Here is a 20,743-nt window from a genome sequence, read left to right as displayed (position 1 = left end):
AGGAAGTTCGCCGAAGAAACTGGTTATCGTCTCGGCGCGCCTGCGAGCGGATCGCGACGGCGGCGAATAGCGTTCCGCACCAGTCGGATACTTGACATAACTCCAACCCTATGGTTGAGGTTCAGGGTTTGCTCGGATCGTGGTCCGCGGATAGTGATCGCGCGGAACGATATCGGGCATCCGAAAACGACAGACTTTGGATCGAAGGAAGGCGAGAGCTCATGACGCCCCCGCACAACTACCTTGCCGTGATCAAGGTCGTCGGTATCGGCGGCGGCGGCGTGAACGCCGTCAACCGAATGATCGAGCAGGGCCTCAAGGGTGTCGAGTTCATCGCGGTGAACACCGACGCCCAGGCACTGCTGATGAGCGATGCCGACGTGAAGCTCGATGTCGGGCGGGAGCTCACTCGAGGGCTCGGCGCCGGCGCCGACCCCGAAGTAGGTCGTAAGGCCGCCGAGGATCACAAGGACGAGATCGAAGAGGTGCTCAAGGGCGCCGATATGGTCTTCGTGACCGCCGGTGAGGGCGGCGGCACGGGCACCGGCGGCGCGCCCGTCGTAGCGAGTATCGCGCGCAAACTGGGTGCGCTGACGATAGGTGTGGTCACCCGGCCCTTCTCCTTCGAGGGGAAGCGCCGCGGTAATCAGGCCGAGGTCGGTATCAACCTGCTACGCGAATCCTGCGACACCCTGATCGTCATTCCCAATGATCGGTTGCTGCAACTCGGCGATGCCGCGGTGAGCCTGATGGATGCCTTCCGCTCGGCCGACGAGGTGCTCCTCAACGGTGTGCAGGGCATCACCGACCTGATCACTACCCCGGGTCTGATCAACGTCGACTTCGCCGACGTCAAGAGTGTGATGTCCGGGGCCGGTAGCGCGCTGATGGGTATCGGATCGTCCCGAGGGGAGGGCAGGTCGGTCAAAGCGGCCGAGGCGGCGATCAATTCACCGCTGCTGGAGGCCTCGATGGACGGTGCGCACGGGGTGCTGCTCTCGATCGCCGGTGGTTCCGATCTGGGCCTGTTCGAGATCAACGAGGCCGCCTCGCTGGTGCAGGAGGCCGCGCATATCGAGGCCAATATCATCTTCGGTACGGTGATCGACGATTCGCTCGGCGACGAGGTGCGCGTCACCGTGATCGCCGCGGGATTCGACGGCGGTGGTCCCGCCCGGCGGACGTTCGATCCGGCGACCACTCGGGGATCGCTGGGTTCCGGACGGACCGCGGAGATCTCGGCGCAGTCGCGAACCGCCGAACTCGGCCAGTCCCGGACCGCCGAACTCGGCGCGGCCCGTGGCCATTCCGAGGAGCCGGCCTCGACCCGATCATCGGATCCCGGTTCGGCGATCGCGCGCGGTCCGGCACCGAGCTACCGCGATACCGAACGCACTCGTCCGCCGGTGGATCCGACGCTGACCCACAACAGCCGGTCCCATATCCAGCCGCCGTCGGATCTGCCCGACGATGACGACGACGATGTGGACGTCCCGGATTTCATGCGCCGCTGAGTCAGGTGCCGTGGCACCGACGGTGATCCGTCCGCGCCGAGTGCGCGGGCGGTAGGCTGTCGTGAGTGCGCGTGCCGCCGCCGGAGGAGAAGGGGTCGCTGCGAACTGCCACTAGGCTCGGTGGCATGACAGCGGCATCGGTACTCACCGTTCGACGGGTCGTCACCACGCGCGCGGGAGGCTCCTCCGCGCCGCCCTACGATTCGTTCAACCTCGGCGATCACGTCGGCGACGATCCGGCGGCGGTGCGGCGCAACCGCGCCCGGCTCGCCGCGACGCTCGGCCTTCCCGCCGATCACGTGATCTGGATGGAACAGATCCACGGCCGCACGGTCGCCACGGTGGACGGGCCCCGTACCGAACCGTTTCCCGGTACCGATGCCCTGGTCACCACACGGCCGGGACTGGCGCTGGTGGTGCTGTCCGCCGATTGCGTCCCGCTGCTGCTGTCGGACGAGGAGGCGGGAGTCGTGGCCGCCGTGCACGCCGGGCGGGTGGGCGCGCGTATCGGTATCGTGCCGCGGGTGCTCGAGGCGATGGTCGCCGCCGGCGCCCGGCTCGATCGGATCGGTGCGCTGCTCGGTCCCGCCGCCAGCGGCCGGCAGTACGAGGTGCCGGCCGAGATGCGGGCCGACGTGGAAGCGCACCTGCCCGGTAGCGCCACCACCACGGTGCGCGGCACCCCCGGCCTGGACCTGCGCGCGGGTATCCGGCGCCAGCTCACCGCGGCCGGGGTTGCCGCGGTCGCCGAGGATCCGCGCTGCACCATCGAGGACACCACACTCTTCAGTCACCGCCGCGGCGCGCCGACCGGACGATTGGGCAGTGTGATCTGGATGGAATCGGGTACAGCGTGAAGGGCCGAGCGGTCCGCGGCGCCGCGTCCGGCCGTCGCGACCGCGCGGTCGGCGCGAAACATCAACTCGCGCATAATGTTCGAGGCACGGCCGATGCTCGGTCACTGGGAGATGGGAGACCGATGACGGCGCAGAGACCGTGGCGGATCGGCACGTGGAGATGAGTGGGGGCCGTAGCGAGCCCGAATCCACCCGAACGGCGGCGGATTCCACCGACCGGCCGGGGCAGTCCGTCCCGGACAGTCACGGCACGGGGGCTGGAAACGACTCCCGTACCGCGGAACTGGCCGATAACCTCGCGCGTCTGCTCGCACGTATCGATGCAGCGTGCGCGGCTGCCGGCCGGGATCCGGGGGAGGTCCGGCTGCTGCCGGTGACGAAATATTTCCCGGCCTCCGATATCGCCGCGCTGTATCGTCTGGGCCGCCGCGACTTCGGGGAGAGCCGCCCGCAGGAGGCCGGTGCCAAGGCCGCGGAGCTGGACCGCCCCGGGATGCGCTGGCATCTGATCGGCCGGCTGCAGCGGAACAAGGCACGCCAGGTGGTGCGCTGGGCGCATGCGGTGCATTCGGTGGACAGCGAACGTCTGGCGACCGCGCTCGCCGCGGCCACCGCGGCGGCCCTGGATGCCGGGGAGCGGAGCACTCCGCTGAAGGTGCTGATCCAGGTGAGCCTGGACGCCGACCCGGCGCGCGGTGGGGTGGATCCGGCCGCCTTGCCGACGCTGGCCGACCGTATCGCGGACGCCGCGGAACTGCGCCTGGCCGGGATCATGGCCATTCCACCGCGGGCCGCCGATCCGGACGCGGAGTTCGCCCGCTTGGCCGAATTGCACGCCCGGCTGCGTACCGGACATCCAGGGGCGACGGCGTTGTCCGCCGGAATGTCCGATGATCTTGAAAGAGCTATTGCCCATGGATCCACGTGTGTGCGTGTCGGTACCGCTCTCATGGGTGCCCGGCCGATAACCTCGGCGTAGCAAACAAACCTCATCAGTCACATTCGACACATATGCTGGGACACGACGAGGGCTGAGCAAGACTTCAACACCCGGCCGCCACCGGGGCCGAAGGAAGGTCGACCAGAATGAGCGAGCGCAGCGAGCGAGTACTCGACGCAGCCACGAGCGTGATCATGACGGAGCCGAGCGACAGCGCGGCACGGTCATCGAGCGAGCGCAGCGAGCGAGTTGTGGGCGCAGCCACGAGCATGCTCGTGACGGGGCCGAGCGGCAGCGAGGCACGATCATGAGCACGCTGCACAAGTTCAAGGCGTACTTCGGCATGGTTCCGCTCGAGGATTACGAGGACGACTACGTCGACGATCGCACCCCGCGTGGTGTCGAGGATCGTGGCGGGCGCCGGCCGCGTGACTACTCCGACCGCGCCCCCCGTGACTACGACGATCGCCCGGACTACGACCGGTACCCCGAGGGCCGCTACGACGCTCCCGACTACCGCGACGTGCCCTACAAGTCGTCCTACCAGCCCAGCTACCCCGCGCCGCGCCGGGACGACTACCCGGGCGACGCCTACGACGACGATTACGAGGGACCACGCCGCCCCACCCGGATCGACGCCGCCGCCTCCGGCCGGTATCGTCCGGGCGGCGGTTCCTCCCTGCGCGGCGCGACCAGGGGAGCGCTGGCAGTCGATCCCGATGCCGAGGAGCGACGGCTGGCCGAGCGGGTCCGCCCCGAGCCGGTTGCCGCCCGCCGTCCCGCGATCTTCGAGGACGGAGGTCCCTTGTCCAAGATCACCACGCTGCGTCCGCGTGATTACAGCGAAGCCGCGATCATCGGGGAGCGGTTCCGTGAGGGCAACCCGGTGATCATGGATCTGGTCGACCTCAGCAATGCCGATGCCAAACGCCTCGTCGACTTCGCCGCCGGGCTTGCCTTCGCCCTGCGTGGGTCGTTCGACAAGGTGGCGACCAAGGTGTTCCTGCTCTCCCCGGCCGATGTGGACGTATCGGCCGAAGAGCGTCGCCGCATCGCGGAAACCGGGTTCTACAACCAGAAATAGCGAGCGGCTCGCCCGGCCGGGCGCCGCATGGTACGAACAAGATCGGCGCGGGCATTTTGCACCGCGCCGATTTTGCGGCAGAGTGAGGTCGTGGCCTTGTTCGCGGTGCTGTACTTCGTACTGTTCATCTTCTGGCTGTTGCTCATCAGCCGGGTGATCGTCGAGTTCATCCGGAGCTTCGCCCGCGACTGGCGTCCCACCGGGGTGGTCGTCGTGATCCTCGAGGTGATCTTCACCATCACCGATCCTCCCGTGAAGCTGCTGCGGCGGTTGATCCCACCGGTCTCCCTGGGCGGAATTCGGCTCGATCTGTCGATTATGGTTCTGCTGTTCCTGGTCTTCATCCTGATGTCGGTGGTGAGCCGGCTCGGACAGCCGGTAGCTCCGGTGTGACAGAATGGGCCGTGAAGACTTGCCAGAGCCGCTAGATCTGCCAACGCGCGAAGGGATCCTTCCATGCCGCTGACCCCAGCCGATGTGCACAACGTCGCGTTCAGCAAACCGCCTATCGGCAAACGCGGCTACAACGAGGACGAAGTCGATGCCTTCCTGGATCTGGTGGAGCAGGAACTTTCCCGGTTGATCGAGGAGAACGCCGACCTTCGCCAGCGGGTTGCCGAGCTCGATGCCGAATTGGCCGATGCCAAGGCAAGCCGGGGTCCGGCCGGGCCGGGCCTGGGCAAACCGGTGCAGCAGGCCCCGCCTCCGGAACCGATCAAACCCCCGGTCCAGGCGCCACCGTCGGCACCCATCCCGGTGGTTCCGGCCGCCCCCTCGGCCGCCGATGCCGCGGCCGATGCGAATATGCAGGCCGCCAAGGTACTGAGCCTGGCGCAGGAGATGGCCGATCGGCTCACCAGCGATGCCAAGAGCGAAGCCGAGAATTTGCTGGCGAACGCCCGGGCCAATTCCGAGCGGATGGTCAACGACGCACGGGTGCGCTCGGACGAGATGATCGCGGACGCGCGGCACAAGTCCGATGCCATGCTCAGCGACGCCCAGACCCGCTCCGACAGCCAGTTGCGCCAGGCCAAGGAGAAGGCCGACGCGCTGCAGGCCGACGCCGAGCGCAAGCACACCGAGATCATGGGGACCATCACCCAGCAGCGCAATGTGCTGGAGAGCCGGATCCAGACCCTGAAGACCTTCGAACGGGAATACCGGGTGCGGCTCAAGTCGTATCTGGAATCGCAGCTCGAAGAGCTGGAGAACCGTGGTTCGGCGGTGCCCGTCGATGAGGGTGACTCCTTCGATACCGGGGCCAACCAGCTCGCTCCCGCCTCGTTCGGCAAAGGCGAGTAAACGCCCGATACCGCTGGGAGCGCACGGGCGCCCGGCCTGCTGTTCTGGGGGTCATCATGCTTGTCCTGACACTGGCGCTGGCCACGATCGGCCTGGCCCTGCTGATCCTGTCCCTGGCGACCGGATCGGTGGTCTGGGCGTGGGGCTGTATCGCGGTGTGCGTTGCCGGCGCCGTGGTGTTGCTGGCGAGCGCGCTGTCCATGCGCGCACCCGATGAGGAACTGCCCCCGCGGGATCAGCACGCGAAGCGCTGACGAGAAAAACGGGCGAGAACCAAAACGTCCTTCCGGGTTGCGAGATGCTGCGGCTCCGCGGGCGGTTGTATAAGTGGTTGACCGTCCTGGTTAGAATCAAACCTGTAAGTCGGCGACGATCCGGCCATCACCGGGGAGCTTTCGGAAGAACGGCGTCGTGCGGCGCTTCCCAGGTCGCGCACGCTCAGTAGAACCGAACGGGTGAGCCCGTCACAGCTCGTAACGAGAGGTCCACCCGGTTCGCCGGGGCCGGACAAGCGGGGTGGTACCGCGGTTCCGGCGCACCCGCTGCGCCGCGATCGTCCCCGTGCCGAGATATCGCGCCTCAAGGCGCGCCGGGCACGAGGAGATGTGTATCCGCGATGGCGGACGAGAAATCCAGTAGCAGCGCATATCCGCGCGTCGATCTCGGCGGCGGATCCGGTGTGTCCTTCCCCGAGCTGGAGCGGGCCGTGCTGGACACCTGGGCCGCCGACGGAACCTTCCGCGCCAGTATCGACAACCGGGCCGGCGCCGAGGAGTTCGTCTTCTACGACGGGCCCCCGTTTGCCAACGGTCTGCCGCATTACGGTCATTTGCTGACCGGCTATGTCAAAGATGTCATTCCGCGTTTCCAGACCATGCGCGGTAAGCGGGTCGAGCGACGTTTCGGTTGGGACACCCACGGGCTGCCGGCGGAAATCGAAGCGGAAAAGCAGCTCGGTATCACGGACAAATCACAGATCGACTCGATGGGGCTCGCGGAATTCAATGCCGCGTGCAAGTCTTCGGTGCTCCGGTATACCGGTGAATGGCGCGATTATGTGACCCGGCAGGCCCGCTGGGTCGACTTCGACAACGACTACAAGACACTCGATCTCGACTTCATGGAGTCGGTGATGTGGGCGTTCAAATCGCTCTATGACAAGGGCCTGATCTATCAGGGCTTCCGGGTGCTGCCCTACAGCTGGTACGAGCAGACACCACTGTCGAACCAGGAGGCCAAGCTCGACGACGCCTACCGGATGCGCCAGGATCCGGCGGTGACGGTGGATATGGTGCTCGCGGTTCCCGCGGACCATCCATTGCGGGATCTGGACGGCGCCAATGCGCTGATCTGGACCACCACGCCGTGGACGTTGCCGTCCAACCTCGCCGTCGCGGTACACCCGGACCTGCGCTACGTGCAGCTGCGCGGGGCGGATGGCAAACGCTATGTCCTCGCGGCCGAGCGGGTCGGCCACTACACGCGAGAACTCGGTGAGCAGCCCGAGGTGCTCGGGGAGTACGACGGGGCCGCGCTGGTCGATCTGCGCTACACGCCGCCCTTCGACTTCTTCGCCGGGCATCCGAATGCGCACCGGGTGCTCTCGGCCGACTATGTCACCACCGATTCCGGTACCGGCATCGTGCACATGGCACCCGCCTTCGGTGAAGAAGATATGGATGTCTGTAGCGCGAACGGTATCCAGCTGGTGCAGCCGCTCGATCCGGGCGGCAAGTTCACCTCCATGGTGCCGCCGTACGAGGGCCTCATGGTGTTCGACGCCAATCCGGTGATCATCAAAGACCTCAAGGCCGCCGGAAAACTGTTGCGGCAGGAGACCGTCGACCACTCCTATCCGCACAGCTGGCGTTCCGGCCGGCCGCTGATCTATATGGCCGTGCCCTCCTGGTTCGTGGCGGTGACGCAGTTCCGCGAGCGCATGGTGGAGCTGAACAAACAGATCAGCTGGGTACCCGAGCACATCCGCGACGGGCAGTTCGGAAAATGGCTCGAGAACGCGCGTGACTGGAACATCAGCCGGAACCGGTACTGGGGCAGCCCGATCCCGGTGTGGATGTCCGACGATCCCGCCTATCCGCGGATCGATGTCTACGGTTCCCTCGACGAACTCGAACGCGACTTCGGAGTGCGGCCCACGGATCTGCATCGTCCCGCGATCGACGAGCTGACCCGGCCCAACCCGGACGATCCGACCGGGCAGTCCACCATGCGCCGGGTGCCGGAGGTGCTGGACTGCTGGTTCGAATCGGGGTCCATGCCGTACGCGCAGGTCCACTTCCCGTTCGAGAACACGGAGTGGTTCGGCTCGCACTTCCCCGGCGATTTCATCGTCGAGTACAACGGCCAGACCCGCGGCTGGTTCTACAACCTGCACGTCCTGTCCACGGCGTTGTTCGACAGCCCGGCGTTCAAGAACGTCGTCGCGCACGGCATCGTGCTCGGCGACGACGGGCTCAAGATGAGCAAGTCCAAGCGCAACTATCCGGATGTGAACGAGGTGTTCGACCGGGACGGTTCCGACGCCATGCGCTGGTTCCTGATGAGTTCACCGATCCTGCGCGGCGGCAATCTCATCGTCACCGAGCGCGGTATCCGCGAAGGCGTGAGCCATGCGCTGCGGCCACTGTGGAACGCCTGGACGTTCCTGCAGCTCTACGCCGCCGAGCCGGGGGTGTGGCGGACGGATTCGACCAACGCGCTGGATCGCTACATCCTGGCGAAGCTGGCGCAGACGCGCGATGTGATGACCACGGCGCTGGAGGAGTTCGATATCGCCGGCGCCTGCGAGGAACTGCGCACCTTCGCCGACGCGCTGACGAACTGGTATGTGCGCCGGTCGCGGGCCCGGTTCTGGGCCGAGGACCGCGACGCCGTCGACACCCTGCACACGGTGCTCGAGGTGGTGACGCGGTTGGCGGCTCCGCTGCTGCCGCTGATCACCGAGGTCATCTGGCGGGGTCTGACCGGTGAGCGCTCGGTGCACTTGACGGATTGGCCGGCCGCCGATGCGCTGCCGCACGATCCGGAACTGGTCGCCGCGATGGACGAGGCGCGCAGTGTGTGTTCGACCGTGCTGAGCCTGCGCAAGGCGCAGAAACTTCGGGTCCGGCTGCCGTTGGCGGAGGTGACGATCGCCGCCTCCGATGCGGAACGGCTGGCGCCCTACGCCGATATCATCGCCGACGAGGTGAACGTCAAAAAGGTCGATCTGACCACCGATGTCGCCGCGCACGGTCGGTTCGAGCTGGCGGTCAACGCGCGTGCCGCCGGCCCCCGCCTGGGCAAGGATGTGCAGCGGGTGATCAAGGCGGTCAAGGCGGGCGACTGGTCGGAGAGCGCCGACGGTGTGGTCAGTGCCGCCGGCATCGAACTGCTGCCCGAGGAGTACACCCAGCGACTGGTGGCGGCCGAACCGGAATCGACCGCCGCCCTGCCCGGTAACGCGGGCCTGGTGGTGCTCGATTCGGTGGTCACCGAGGAGCTGGAGGCCGAGGGCTGGGCCCGCGATGTGATCCGGGATCTGCAGGAGACCCGGAAATCGCTCGGCCTCGACGTTTCCGATCGCATCACGGCGACCCTCGAGGTATCGGCCGACCGGGAGGACTGGGCGCGCACCCATCGCGAGTTGATCGCGGGGGAGATCCTGGCGGTCGAGCTGGACTTCGGGCCGGCCGGTCCGGACGCCGCGGAACTCACCGGCGGGGCGCGGGCCCGGATCGTCAAGGCGGGCTGAGCCAGTGCTGCCGGCCGGATCACCGCTCCGGCCGGCAGCGTGGCGCCGGTGCCGTTCGGCGGAGACGAGACGGCGACGCCTCGCCGGAACCACACTGCCGTCGCGTCCGTTTCGACGCCCTTCGACTGTTCGGTCACCCGAGAATTCTCATATGGGGGCTGCCGGCGAGGAGGCCGCCAGTGGCCCCCGGCACCAGGTTCTGTGCACCAGGTCCCGGCCACGTCCCAGCAGTTCGCGCAGGTGGCTGTCCGGCCGGCGAACAGAATGAGCTGCGGTATCCGTGCCCCTGACCGGGCCGGTGGCGCGCACTAGGGTGAAGGCTTATGGCTTCGGACAACCCCGACGAGTGGTGGCAGCATTCCCCCGAGGGACAACAGAAGAGTTCTCCGTCGGGTCAGTGGCAGCAGGGGTACCCGGCCCAGGGGGGACAGCAGAATCCGGGCGTGCCGTGGGGGCAGGCCGCGGGCCACGGGCCGCATCCCGCTCCGCAGCAGGGCGCGTGGGAGATGCCGCCGCTGGGGAGCGGAGGATACGGCGGTCCGCCGCCGAAGAACAATGGGCCCTTGATCGGGGTGCTCGTCGCGGTGGTGGTGCTGGTCCTCATCGGTGTCGTCGGGCTGGTGGCACTGCAGTCGCGGGGGTCGGCGGAGAACACCGCGACCGGAACATCCACGGAGGTGACCGGTTCCGCGCCTGTGTCGAGTTCGGTGCGCGCTACCTCCACCACCGCCACCACCAGTGCCCTGCCCTCCGTGGGCGAACCGGTACTACGTGAGGGGCTGGCGCCGGTCGCCGTGCTCGGCCCTACCTGGCAGGCCGGTGAGAGTACGTACACGATGGCGTTCGAGGACTGGCCCTTCGCTTTTCGGGCGCCCGGTTCCTGGGGATGTATGAAGGGGTCGATCGAGAAGATCCCGGATGCCCAGGCGTGGGGTTGTGTGGACGAGAGCAATTCCGCTGCGGGACAGAGGGTCAACCTCATCCTCCGCAAATGCCCAGCGATCTGCGATGCCGCCACGCAGGCCCGGTTCGATGCCGACTGGTTCGATGCGCCGGACAAGGCGCGGAAGTTCGACGACCGTACCTCCTACGTGGAGACCGCGACCAATGACGAAGGCAAGCTCACGGTGGATTTCAGCCGATTCTTCGCCGCGGAACCGGGTGGTGATCCGGTCTGGCAGGTGGGGGTCTACCTGGAGTCGCCGACAGCCACCAAGGATGTGGTTCTCAAGACGCTGAATGATGTGGCCACCCAAACGCAATAAACATTTTTGTGATGTTCATCACACGCTAGATGTTTGCTAGAAGCTTGTCGACCCCCTGCGGGCCGGGCAAAATCATCCTCGATACCGCTGAGTCCGGTTCCTCGGACCACCGGGAACGGTGATCATTTCGTTCGGTTCTACCTGAGTGAAGTTGCGCCGGAGCCGATTCACCCGGCGTGACCCCTGTGGTTGGCGGTGTCCCCACCCCCGTGACGGATGCCGCGAGAAAACCGGGATGCCGCACGGTGTCCCGGGCACCGACGGGCAGAAGGGTGGGCAAGTGATCGGAATTGCACTGCGCCGGGGTATCGCCGGCATGCTTTTCGCGACGGCCGTCGGCGCTGTCGCCGCCGGCCCCGGGTGGGCGCAGACCGGCAGCGGGGCCACTGGATCGGCCTCCGGATCCGGATCGCTCAGCGCCAGCGGCTCGGCCGCGCTACCGGTCTCCAGCAGCAACGGGCTCGGCGCGCTGGCCGCCGCGACCTCGCAGACCGGGAAGATGTATGAATGGGGCGCCACCGGCCCGGATACCTGGGACTGCTCCGGTCTCGTGCAGTGGGCCTTCCGCCAGGTGGGTGTCACGCTGCCGCGCACCACGTGGGAGCAGGCCGAAGTGGGTGCCTCGGTGCCGCGGTACGCCCTCTCGCCGGGTGATGTGATCATCATCAATTCCGACGCTTCCCATGTCGGGATCTACGCCGGCTTCGGCCAGGTGCTCAATGCCTACGGCGCCGGGGTACCGGTCGGGCTCACCCCGATCGACCAGTTCTACATCTACAGCATCCGCCGTTTCTGAGGCTGCGGCGGCAGCGTCGCCGCCGAACCGTGGTCAGTCGACCTGCCGGCGCAGCAGTGGCCCATAGTCGGGGTGGGCCAGCGCCGAGGCGAACTGTGCGATGAGATAGTCGCCGGGGTTTCCTGTGTCGTACCAGCGGCCCTGGATGACCTGCCCGTAGACCGCATGGTTGGCGGCATAGGCGTTGATGGAATCGGTCAGATAGACCTCGCCGGTGCGGTGGGTGTACCAGTTCTCCGTCTGCGCCCGCAGTTCGTCGATGATCCCAGGCGTCACCACATAGCCGCCGATCGCGGCGAAGGCCGAGGGGGCATCCTCGGGTTTGGGTTTCTCCACCAGGCCCGATATGCGCAGCAGACCGTCGTCCAGGTCCTCCCGGACCACCGGGACGCCGTAGCGCTGCGATTCGTTCGGATTCATCGGCATCAGTGCCAGCACCGGGCAGCCCGTCGATTCGTAGGCGCGGATCAGCTGCTGGGCCCGTGGCTCCTCGGCGACGAAGACGTCGTCGGGCCACAGCACCAGCATCGGTTCGTCGGCGGCGGTACGGGCCGCATTCAGTACCGGGGTCCCGTTCCCGTATGGGCCGTGCTGATCCAGATAGGTGATGTGACCCAGCCGGGACAGTTCGCCGACCTCTTCCACCGCGTCCGCGTAGGCGGTCTTGCCGTCGGCGCGCAGCTGGGCCACCAGCGCGGGATTGGGCCGGAAATGGTCCTGGATCAGCGATTTTCCGCCGCTCACCACAATGGTGATATCGGTGATCCCGGAGGCCACCAGCTCACGTACCGTGTGTTCGATCACCGGCTTGTCGCCGACCGGCAGCATCTCCTTGGGGATCGCCTTCGTCAGCGGAAGTAGTCGGGAACCGATACCGGCAGCGGGAATGACGGCCTTACGGATCTTCATCGTCCGATCATCACATATCCGTCGGCCGGGGCGCGGTATCCCGGCCGGGTCCAGCGATCCCGGAAACGCCGGGTGGCCGGGTCGATCGTGGCGGGCGGGCGGCCCGGCGGCAGGGCCCCGTGACAGGTCGGCGGGCCGAGAGAACTCGTGGCAACCGGGCGGGGACCGCTTCGCATCCTGTCTCCTGTCGGTACGGCCGCGTACATTCTGCGCTCATGGACTCCACGGTCACCTGCAGCGGCCGCGGCGGGCGCGGCCGCCGCCGGGTGCCGCAGTGGCGGCCGGCCGGTGCATCGCGAGCCGCCCCGTGGTGACCGACCGGCATCCCGGCACCGGCGCCGGGCCGGCCCTGCCGCTGCTGGGCGAGACTTCCCGGCGCTGGGTGCTCCATATCGATATGGATGCCTTCTTCGCCTCCTGTGAACAGCTCACCCGCCCCACCCTGCGCGGCCGCCCGGTGCTGGTCGGCGGGACCGGGGCGCGTGGGGTGGTGGCCGGGGCCAGCTACGAGGCTCGGGTATTCGGTGCGCGTTCGGCCATGCCGATGCAGCAGGCGCGACGGCTGGTCGGGGTGTCGGCGGTGGTGGTCCCGCCGCGCGGTGCGCTGTACAGCGTGCTGAGCGGCCGGGTTTTCGAAACCTTGCGCGCCCGGGTCCCGGTGCTGGAGACCCTGTCGTTCGACGAGGCGTTCGCCGAGCCGGCCGAACTGGCCGGGGCGAGCGCGGCGGAGGTGGAAGCGTTGTGCGCCGGACTGCGGGCAGCGGTGCGGGAGCGCACGGGCCTGGTCGCCTCGGTGGGTGCCGGTAGCGGGAAACAGCTGGCCAAGATCGCCTCCGGGATGGCCAAACCCGATGGGATCCGGGTGATCGCACCGGGCGAGCAACAGGCATTGCTGTCCGCCCTGCCGGTACGCAAACTCTGGGGTATCGGCCCGGTGGCCGAGGGCCGCCTGCGCACCCTCGGGATCGAAACCGTGGGTGCCTTCGCCGCGCTGCCCGAGGCCGAGGCGGTATCGATTCTGGGCGGCAGTATCGGCGCGGCGCTGCACCGCCTCGCCCGCGGTATCGACGACCGCCCGGTCGCCGAACGCGCCGAGGCGAAACAGATCAGCGCCGAGACCACCTACGAACACGACATCATCACGCTGGAGCGGCTGCGACCGGCGATCGGTGAGATGGCCGCCGCCGCGCACCGCCGGCTCACCCGCGACGGCCGCGCCGCCCGGACGGTGGTGCTGAAACTCCGGCGCGCCGATATGGGTATCACCACGCGCTCTACCACCCTGCCCTACGCCACCGAGGATCTGCCCACCCTGACCGCCGCCGCGCAGCGGGCCGCTATCGATCCGCGGGAGCTGGGGCCGATCCGGTTGGTCGGCGTCGGCTACGCCGGGCTGTCCACCATCCGGCAGGAATCGCTGTTCCCGGAACTGGACCGACAGGGTGGCGAGCTCACCGGATCGTCCGGCGTGGCCGCCGGTGGGCCGGCTTCTCTGACGGCAGCCGAAGAGACCTCTGTGGATTCGGTAAGACATCCGGCGGGACCGGCGAGTTCCGTGGACAGGACGGCCGGTTCGGCTCCACCGTCGGGTGGGGAGGCCGAAAACCCGCCCGGCCCGCGGGCTTCCAGCGTTTCCGCTGGTAGCGCTACGATCTGGCGGCCGGGCTCGGATGTGCGACATCCCGAATTCGGATTCGGCTGGGTGCAGGGGGCGGGCCACGGACGAGTGACCGTCCGGTTCGAGACCCGCTCGACAGGACCGGGGATCGCGCGTACTTTCGCTGCCGACAATACGGAGTTGTGCTCAGCGGATCCGCTCGCCAGCTTGTCCTGAAGGCCCGCCGGGTAGGTTGGTCCGGGCAGCGTCGCCGGTTCCGGTGGCTCTGTCGTAGTGCACGACACCGAACCCTCGAACGCAAAGGACGAGCAGTTGAAGCTTCGCAAGACCGGACGTATCGCGATCGCCGGCGTGGCCGCCGTGGCCGTGCTGACCCTGACGGCGTGTGGTAGCGATGATTCCGACTCGGACAGCAAGGCCGCGAGCACGACGTCCGCGTCGGTGGCCGCCTCGGAAGAGATGTCCGACCTGCCGCCGGTGCCCACCGTGGCCGACCTGAACTCTCAGCTCCAGCGCGCCCTCGACCCGGCCGTGCCCAACGAGGAGAAGCTGGAAATGGTGCAGGGCGCCGAGGCCGATCCGGAACTGCCGGGCAAACTGGCCCAGTTCTACACGGATTCGGGCGCCACCATCGAGGTCACCGAGGTCAACGATTTCGCCGACACCATCAACGCCAAGGCCGACTTCAAGCTGGGCGACACCCAGAACGTGGTCGATGTCCCGTTCGTCGCCGAGGACGGTGTGTGGAAGGTCGAGAAGACCTGGACCTGCAATATGCTCGCCCAGGCCCAGGTGCAGTCCCCGGCCTGCGTGGCCTGATCCCGCAGCGTACAGACCAGCCGGTCCGCTACGGGCGGACCGGCTGGTCTCGTTCTATGGCTGCGACGGTATCGGTGAGCGCAGCCGCAGCGGTGCGTGCGGTCCCGGCTAGGATTGCGCCCCGTGGCTGACACGATGGTGGTGGCGGCGCCCGAGCCGACAGATCTCTCCGACCGTCCCCGATCCCGATCGCGGGGTGGCTGGGCACGGCCGGTCGCGCTGGTGTCGGCGCTCATCGGAGCACTGCTGGCGATAGCGGTACCGCTGCTGCCGGTCCGCGTCGACGCCGCCACATTGTCCTGGCCGCAGGACGATTCCGCCGCCTCCGTCGAGGCCCCGCTGGTCGCGTACGCGCCGTTGGACTACACGGCCACGGTGCCGTGCGCGGCGATCCAGCAACTCGGGCCGGGCGGCGGGGTATTGACCGCCACCGCCCCCTACGGCGCACCCGACCTGGAACGCTACGGCTTCCTGGCCCGGGTCCGGCCCGCGACACCGGAGACGGGTGCGCAACTCGATGTCGTCCTGCGTAACCAATCGCTGTTCAGCGTCCCGGTCGCGGAACTGCCCCCGAACTGCGAACTCGACGTATACGCCGGGATGACCGAATCCGTGGCCTCGCTCACCGGATCCGAGCCGGTGGTGCTCAGCGGGGACTTCCGCCCCCAGCTGGTCGGTGTGTTCAGCGATCTGGCCGACCCCGCGGGCACCCTGGTCACCGCCGAGGTCGACAGCCGGTTCACCTCCAGCCCCACTCCGCTGAAACAGATCGCGATCTGGGTGGCCGTCGCCGCGACACTGATCTCGCTGTTCGCGCTGCACCGGCTGGACGGTCTCGACGGGCGCCGCGCCCGCCGGTTCCTGCCGGCCCGCTGGTGGACCTTCCGTCCCGTCGATGTGGTGGTGCTCGGCACGCTGGTGCTCTGGCATTTCATCGGCGCCACCACCTCCGACGACGGCTACCAGTTCGGTATGGGCCGGACTTCGCAGGCCGCCGGATATATGGCGAACTACTTTCGCTACTTCGGGGTCCCGGAGAACCCGATCGGCACCCCGTACTACGACCTCATCGGCCTGATGGCCGATCTCACCACCGCCAGCCCCTGGGTACGGCTGCCGAGTCTGCTGGCCGGCATCCTGGCCTGGCTGGTGATCAGTCGCGAGGTGGTGCCCCGGTTCGGGGCCGCGCTACATCGCAACCGGTTCGTCCCGTGGACCGGCGCGCTGGTGTTCTTGGCCGTATGGCTGCCCTACAACAACGGGCTGCGGCCCGAACCCATCGTCGCGCTGGGCGTCCTGCTCACCTGGTGTTCGGTCGAGCGCGGGATCGCCACCCGTCGGCTGTTGCCGTTCGCGGTCGCCATCCTCATCGCCGCCTTCAGCTGCACCGCCGGCCCGCACGGCATCATCTGCGTGGCCGCCCTGCTGGCCGGACTGCGACCCCTGGTCAGGATCCTCGCCGCCCGCGCGCCGCGGATCGGCTGGTTCGCGCAACTGCTGCCGCTGGCCGCCGCGGGTGTCCTCGTGCTGGTGGTGGCCTTCGCCGACCAGCCGTTCAGCGCCATGATGGAGATGCGCCGGGTGCACGAACTGGCCGGCCCGCATGTGCTCTGGTTCGACGAATACTTGCGCTACCAGTACCTGTTCATGGGTACGGTGGACGGCTCGGTGGCCCGCCGCTTCGGGATCTTCGTGATGATCGCAGGGCTGGCGGTATGCCTGCTCACCCTGCTGCGGAAAGGCGGCCGGATCCCCACCACCGCGGTGGGGCCCTCGCGCCGCATCCTCGGCGTCACCGTCGGCGCCATGGCGCTGATGATGACCACACCCACCAAATGGACCCATCACCTCGGTGTCTTCGCCGGGCTGGCCGGAGCGGTGGCGGTGCTGACGGCCGTCGCGATCGGACCGCGGGTCATGCGCGCACCACGCAACCGGGCACTGTTCGCCGCAGCGGTATCGTTCCTGCTGGCTCTCGTGTTCGCCGGGCCCAACGCCTGGTGGTACGTCTCCTCCTACAGCATCCCGTGGTGGGACAAACAGCCCTCGGTGTCCGGTATCGCCTTCAACAAGGTCTTCCTGCTGGGCGCGGTGGTGCTGCTGGCACTGGCGGCGTGGTGGCATGTGCGGGCACCCGATGACGGACGGCATCGGATCTCGCGCTGGGGCTGGCGGTTCGCCAAGGTGCCGGCCCTGACGGTGGCCGCCGCGTTCATGGTGCTGTTCGAGGTGGCGTCGTTCGCGAAGGGCGCCGTCTCCCAGTACCCGGCCTTCTCGCTGGCGAGTTCCAACCTGAGCGCTCTCGCCGGGAACACCTGCGGCCTGGCCCCGCACGTACTGGTGGAGACCGACCCCAACCGCGGTATGCTCACTCCGCTCTCCGGTGATCCCGTGTCGGCCCTGGCCGGTACCGGAACGGGTTTCAGTCCCACCGGAGTCGCGGCGGACCTGAGCGCCGATGCCGAGGAAGGCGCCGATGCCGCCATCGCCGATTCGGTGGGCGCGGCGACCGCGGGCACCGGTGTCGCGACCGAAACCGACAGCCCCACACTGCCGTTCGGCCTGGATCCGGAGACTCCCGTCCTGGGCAGCGATCACGCCGACGGCCCGGCCCAACTGACCTCCGGCTGGTATCGGCTGCCCCCGGTCGCCGACCGCGCGGATATTCTCGCCCTCAGCGCCGCGGGCCGTATCTGGTCACAGGACGCCGACGGTGTGGTGACCCACGGGCAGTCCCTGGAACTGGAATTCGGTTCCACCACCGCGCCGGGTGGTTCGGCCGCGGACCCGGTCCCGCTGCGCCGGGTCAATCCGATCGATATCGGCCCGGCGCCGTCGTGGCGTAATCTGCGGGTTCCGCTGGCGCCCTACGCCGATGCCGACACCGTGCGGATCGTCGCCGCCGATCGCGACCGCGACCCACGCCAGTGGCTGGCCTTCACCCCGCCGCGGATACCGCGGACCCAGGATCTGAACACGGTCGTCGGATCCACCGATCCGGTGCTGCTGGACTGGGCGGTGGGCCTGCAGTTCCCGTGCCAGCGGCCCTTCGACCACCGCGTCGGGATCGCCGAGGTGCCGAAATACCGCATCCTGCCGGACCGGATCGGCGCGCACGACACCAATCTGTGGCAGAACCACGATGGTGGCGGCCCGCTGGGCTGGACCGGTCTGTTGCTGTACGCGCGCACCCTGCCGACCTATCTCGATCAGGACTGGGATCGCGATTGGGGCCAGCTGCAACAGTTCCTCCCCATCGCCCCCGACGCGGTCCCGGCCCGCCCGCGCACGACGCAGGAGGACCACTCCGGGACCTGGACACCCGGCCCGATCAACGTCGCCTGGTGAGCCGCGCGCCGCGGCGCTGGCTACTCTGACAGCCATGTCGACAACTGTGCAGTCCGTCGGGATGCCCGGTCTCAGCGCCGCGGAGGTGGCGCAGCGCCGGCGCGACGGGCTCACCAACGATGTGCCGGACCGGGCCAGCCGCTCGGTGCGCGATATCGTCCGGGCGAATGTGTTCACCCGGATCAATGCCATCCTGGGGGTGCTGTTCGTCCTGGTGATGGCCACCGGATCGGTGATCGACGGAATGTTCGGCCTGTTGATCGTGGCCAACAGCGCGGTCGGCATCGTGCAGGAGATCCGAGCCAAACGCACCCTGGACCGGTTGGCGATCGTCGGACAGGCAAAACCGACTGTGCGCCGGGACGGTAAGGCCGAACAGGTCGCGCCGAGCGAGGTAGTCCTCGACGATCTCATCGAACTCGGGCCGGGTGACCAGATCGTGGTCGACGGTGAGGTGGTCGAAGCCGAACTGCTCGAGATCGACGAATCGCTGCTCACCGGCGAATCCGATGATGTCGCCAAGGAATCCGGCGCGCAGGTGCTCTCCGGCAGCTACGTGGTGTCCGGTTCGGGCGCCTACCGGGCGACCAAGGTCGGCAAAGACGCCTACGCCGCGAAACTGGCCGACGAGGCCAGCAAGTTTACGCTGGTGAACTCCGAACTGCGCAACGGCATCGACACCATACTCAAGGTCATCACCTATCTGCTGATCCCGGCCGGTGCCCTGAGCATCTACAACCAGCTGGTGTCCAGCGGCGAAACCTGGCGGCCGGCCGTCACCGGGATGGTGGCCGCGCTGGTGCCGATGGTGCCCGAGGGCCTGGTGCTGATGACCTCGATCGCGTTCGCGGTCGGGGTGGTGCGACTGGGCCAGCGCAAATGCCTCGTGCAGGAGCTGCCCGCCATCGAGGGACTGGCCCGGGTGGATGTGGTGTGCGCGGACAAGACCGGCACCCTCACCGAGAATGGTATGCGCCTGGCCGAACTCCGGATGATCGACACCGGTCCGGACGCCGAGGACCAGGCCCGGCGGGCGCTGGCCGCCATGGCCGCCGACGATCCCCGGCCCAATGCCAGCGTCGCGGCCATCGCCGAAGCGCTTCCCGAGACACCCGGCTGGGAGTACACGGCCGTGGCGCCGTTCTCCTCGGCCAAGAAATGGAGCGGTTTCTCCTACGGAGAGCACGGCGACTGGCTGCTGGGCGCACCCGATGTGCTGCTCGACACCGGGTCGGCCGAGGCCCGCGCCGCCGAGGAGCTCGGCGCCACCGGCCTGCGCGTGCTGTTGCTCGCCCGCGGCGACCGCGCCGTGGATGCGACCGGCGCCCCCGGCACCATCACCCCGGTCGCCCTGGTGGTCCTCGAACAGAAGGTACGGCCCGACGCCCGCGACACCCTGGACTACTTCGCGAGCCAGGACGTGTCGATCAAGGTGATCTCCGGCGACAACGCCGTCTCGGTGGGCGCGGTGGCCTCCTCCCTGAACCTGCCCGGCGGCGACCACGCCGTCGATGCGCGCACCCTGCCCGAGGACCGCGCCGAACTCGCCGGCGTGCTGGAGGAGCGGACCACCTTCGGGCGGGTCCGCCCCGACCAGAAGCGGGCCATGGTAGGCGCGCTGCAGTCCCGCGGGCACACCGTGGCCATGACCGGCGACGGGGTCAACGACGTGCTGGCACTCAAGGACGCCGATATCGGTGTGGCCATGGGCGCGGGCAGCCCCGCCACCCGGGCGGTCGCGCAGATCGTACTGCTGGACAACAAATTCGCCACCCTGCCGTATGTGGTGGGTGAGGGCCGCCGGGTGATCGGCAATATCGAACGGGTCTCCAACCTGTTCCTGACCAAAACCGTCTACTCGGTGCTGCTGGCCTTCCTGGTCGGCGCCGCCGGGGTGGGCTCGCAGATCTTCGGCTACGAACCCATCGGCTACCCGTTCCTGCCCCGGCACGTGACGATCGCCGCCTGGTTCACCATCGGTATCCCCGCGTTCATCCTCTCGCTGGCCCCGAACAACGAACGGGCCCGTACCGGATTCGTCGGCCGGGTGATGCGGCTGGCGATCCCCTCGGGCGTGGTCATCGGCACCGCGACCTTCGTCGCCTACCTCATCGCCTACGCCGGCCCCGAGGCCGGTGAACAGCAGAAGATGCAGGCCGGCACCACCGCGCTCATCACCCTCATCATGATCGCGGTCTGGGTGCTGGCGATCGTCGCCCGCCCCTACACCTGGTGGAAAGTCGTGCTGATCGCCGTTTCGGTGGCGGCGTACCTTGTGCTTTTCACAGTGCCCTTCACCCGTGAATTCTTCGCGCTCGACCCGTCCAACCTGCGCCTGACCACGGCCGCGTTCGCCTGTGGTGCGGTGGGCATCGTGCTGGTGGAGGTCGCCTGGTGGGTTCAGGCGAGTGTGCGAGGCGAGTCGCACAAGCTGATCCCCGCGGCGCCGGGTGAATCCTGAGGTAAGCGCCGGCGAGACGGGCCTCAACCCTTTGAGGTGTCTCGTAGAACAGTGAGGATGGGTGTGGCCCCGCAGC

At 68.1% G+C, this 20,743-nt stretch carries 15 protein-coding genes; 14 read left to right on the top strand and 1 reads right to left on the bottom strand.

Annotated elements, in window-relative coordinates; genetic code table 11:
- The first annotated feature begins 221 nt into the window (after positions 1-221).
- From ftsZ to NGR01S_RS12350, 10 genes are all read left to right on the top strand, one after another.
- Positions 222-1,514 carry a cell division protein FtsZ gene (gene ftsZ, locus NGR01S_RS12400; RefSeq protein WP_063036366.1) on the top strand — a complete coding sequence of 431 codons (1,293 nt, stop codon included), beginning with the start codon at positions 222-224 and terminating at the stop codon, positions 1,512-1,514.
- A gap of 125 nt (positions 1,515-1,639) precedes the next feature.
- Positions 1,640-2,371, top strand: coding sequence for a peptidoglycan editing factor PgeF (gene pgeF, locus NGR01S_RS12395; protein WP_063036365.1), 732 nt, complete (start codon positions 1,640-1,642; stop codon positions 2,369-2,371).
- A 160-nt stretch (positions 2,372-2,531) separates the two neighbouring features.
- Positions 2,532-3,350 carry a YggS family pyridoxal phosphate-dependent enzyme gene (locus NGR01S_RS12390; RefSeq protein ID WP_084480841.1) on the top strand — a complete coding sequence of 273 codons (819 nt, stop codon included), beginning with the start codon at positions 2,532-2,534 and terminating at the stop codon, positions 3,348-3,350.
- A gap of 268 nt (positions 3,351-3,618) precedes the next feature.
- Entirely contained in the window at positions 3,619-4,395 is a 777-nt protein-coding gene (locus NGR01S_RS12380; protein ID WP_063036363.1) for a cell division protein SepF, read from the top strand.
- 90 nt (positions 4,396-4,485) lie between these two features.
- A complete protein-coding gene (locus NGR01S_RS12375; RefSeq protein ID WP_030523839.1) occupies positions 4,486-4,788 on the top strand; it encodes a YggT family protein in 303 nt (100 codons plus the stop codon).
- Between the two features lie 63 nt (positions 4,789-4,851).
- Positions 4,852-5,697, top strand: a complete 846-nt coding sequence (gene wag31 / locus NGR01S_RS12370; protein WP_063036362.1) for a DivIVA-like cell division protein Wag31 — start codon at positions 4,852-4,854, stop codon at positions 5,695-5,697.
- 56 nt (positions 5,698-5,753) lie between these two features.
- Positions 5,754-5,951: a hypothetical protein gene (locus NGR01S_RS12365; protein WP_063036361.1), complete on the top strand. Its 198-nt coding sequence runs from the start codon at positions 5,754-5,756 to the stop codon at positions 5,949-5,951.
- 362 nt (positions 5,952-6,313) lie between these two features.
- The gene (gene ileS, locus NGR01S_RS12360; protein WP_063036360.1) at positions 6,314-9,451 is read left to right on the top strand and encodes an isoleucine--tRNA ligase; all 3,138 of its coding nucleotides are present in this window, start codon (positions 6,314-6,316) and stop codon (positions 9,449-9,451) included.
- A gap of 323 nt (positions 9,452-9,774) precedes the next feature.
- Complete coding sequence (locus tag NGR01S_RS12355) at positions 9,775-10,716, top strand: hypothetical protein (RefSeq protein ID WP_157107235.1); 942 nt, start codon at positions 9,775-9,777, stop codon at positions 10,714-10,716.
- A gap of 316 nt (positions 10,717-11,032) precedes the next feature.
- Positions 11,033-11,512, top strand: a complete 480-nt coding sequence (locus tag NGR01S_RS12350; protein ID WP_157107245.1) for an NlpC/P60 family protein — start codon at positions 11,033-11,035, stop codon at positions 11,510-11,512.
- Positions 11,513-11,545: 33 nt separating this feature from the next.
- On the opposite strand, the gene NGR01S_RS12345 is transcribed toward NGR01S_RS12350, so the two are convergent.
- Entirely contained in the window at positions 11,546-12,421 is an 876-nt protein-coding gene (locus NGR01S_RS12345; RefSeq protein WP_063036358.1) for a UTP--glucose-1-phosphate uridylyltransferase, read from the bottom strand.
- A gap of 397 nt (positions 12,422-12,818) precedes the next feature.
- Between NGR01S_RS12345 and NGR01S_RS12340 the strand changes: the two genes are divergently transcribed.
- The 4 genes from NGR01S_RS12340 (at position 12,819) to NGR01S_RS12325 (ending at position 20,667) form a co-directional block, all read left to right on the top strand.
- Positions 12,819-14,255: a DNA polymerase IV gene (locus NGR01S_RS12340; protein ID WP_245664572.1), complete on the top strand. Its 1,437-nt coding sequence runs from the start codon at positions 12,819-12,821 to the stop codon at positions 14,253-14,255.
- Positions 14,256-14,351: 96 nt separating this feature from the next.
- Positions 14,352-14,858, top strand: a complete 507-nt coding sequence (locus NGR01S_RS12335) for a WKL family lipoprotein (protein WP_063036542.1) — start codon at positions 14,352-14,354, stop codon at positions 14,856-14,858.
- Between the two features lie 135 nt (positions 14,859-14,993).
- Positions 14,994-18,206: an arabinosyltransferase domain-containing protein gene (locus tag NGR01S_RS12330; protein WP_084480777.1), complete on the top strand. Its 3,213-nt coding sequence runs from the start codon at positions 14,994-14,996 to the stop codon at positions 18,204-18,206.
- A gap of 34 nt (positions 18,207-18,240) precedes the next feature.
- A complete protein-coding gene (locus NGR01S_RS12325; protein ID WP_063036356.1) occupies positions 18,241-20,667 on the top strand; it encodes an HAD-IC family P-type ATPase in 2,427 nt (808 codons plus the stop codon).
- Positions 20,668-20,743: the final 76 nt, after the last annotated feature.

Origin of the sequence: Nocardia grenadensis NBRC 108939 (assembly GCF_001613445.1) — a bacterium.
Taxonomy (GTDB): Bacteria; Actinomycetota; Actinomycetes; order Mycobacteriales; family Mycobacteriaceae; genus Nocardia; species Nocardia grenadensis.
The sequence above is the reverse complement of the archived record's forward strand: the minus strand, read 5'-3'. Positions and strand labels throughout refer to the sequence as shown.

What these genes read in the sequence shown, in the direction of transcription:
- ftsZ (WP_063036366.1), top strand. Translation starts at nt 222, where the DNA reads ATGACGCCCCCGCACAACTACCTTGCCGTGATCAAGGTCGTCGGTATC.
- pgeF (WP_063036365.1), top strand. Translation starts at nt 1,640, where the DNA reads ATGACAGCGGCATCGGTACTCACCGTTCGACGGGTCGTCACCACGCGC.
- NGR01S_RS12390 (WP_084480841.1), top strand. Translation starts at nt 2,532, where the DNA reads ATGAGTGGGGGCCGTAGCGAGCCCGAATCCACCCGAACGGCGGCGGAT.
- NGR01S_RS12380 (WP_063036363.1), top strand. Translation starts at nt 3,619, where the DNA reads ATGAGCACGCTGCACAAGTTCAAGGCGTACTTCGGCATGGTTCCGCTC.
- wag31 (WP_063036362.1), top strand. Translation starts at nt 4,852, where the DNA reads ATGCCGCTGACCCCAGCCGATGTGCACAACGTCGCGTTCAGCAAACCG.
- NGR01S_RS12365 (WP_063036361.1), top strand. Translation starts at nt 5,754, where the DNA reads ATGCTTGTCCTGACACTGGCGCTGGCCACGATCGGCCTGGCCCTGCTG.
- ileS (WP_063036360.1), top strand. Translation starts at nt 6,314, where the DNA reads ATGGCGGACGAGAAATCCAGTAGCAGCGCATATCCGCGCGTCGATCTC.
- NGR01S_RS12355 (WP_157107235.1), top strand. Translation starts at nt 9,775, where the DNA reads ATGGCTTCGGACAACCCCGACGAGTGGTGGCAGCATTCCCCCGAGGGA.
- NGR01S_RS12350 (WP_157107245.1), top strand. Translation starts at nt 11,033, where the DNA reads ATGCTTTTCGCGACGGCCGTCGGCGCTGTCGCCGCCGGCCCCGGGTGG.
- NGR01S_RS12345 (WP_063036358.1), bottom strand. Translation starts at nt 12,421, where the DNA reads ATGAAGATCCGTAAGGCCGTCATTCCCGCTGCCGGTATCGGTTCCCGA.
- NGR01S_RS12340 (WP_245664572.1), top strand. Translation starts at nt 12,819, where the DNA reads ATGGATGCCTTCTTCGCCTCCTGTGAACAGCTCACCCGCCCCACCCTG.
- NGR01S_RS12330 (WP_084480777.1), top strand. Translation starts at nt 14,994, where the DNA reads ATGGTGGTGGCGGCGCCCGAGCCGACAGATCTCTCCGACCGTCCCCGA.
- NGR01S_RS12325 (WP_063036356.1), top strand. Translation starts at nt 18,241, where the DNA reads ATGTCGACAACTGTGCAGTCCGTCGGGATGCCCGGTCTCAGCGCCGCG.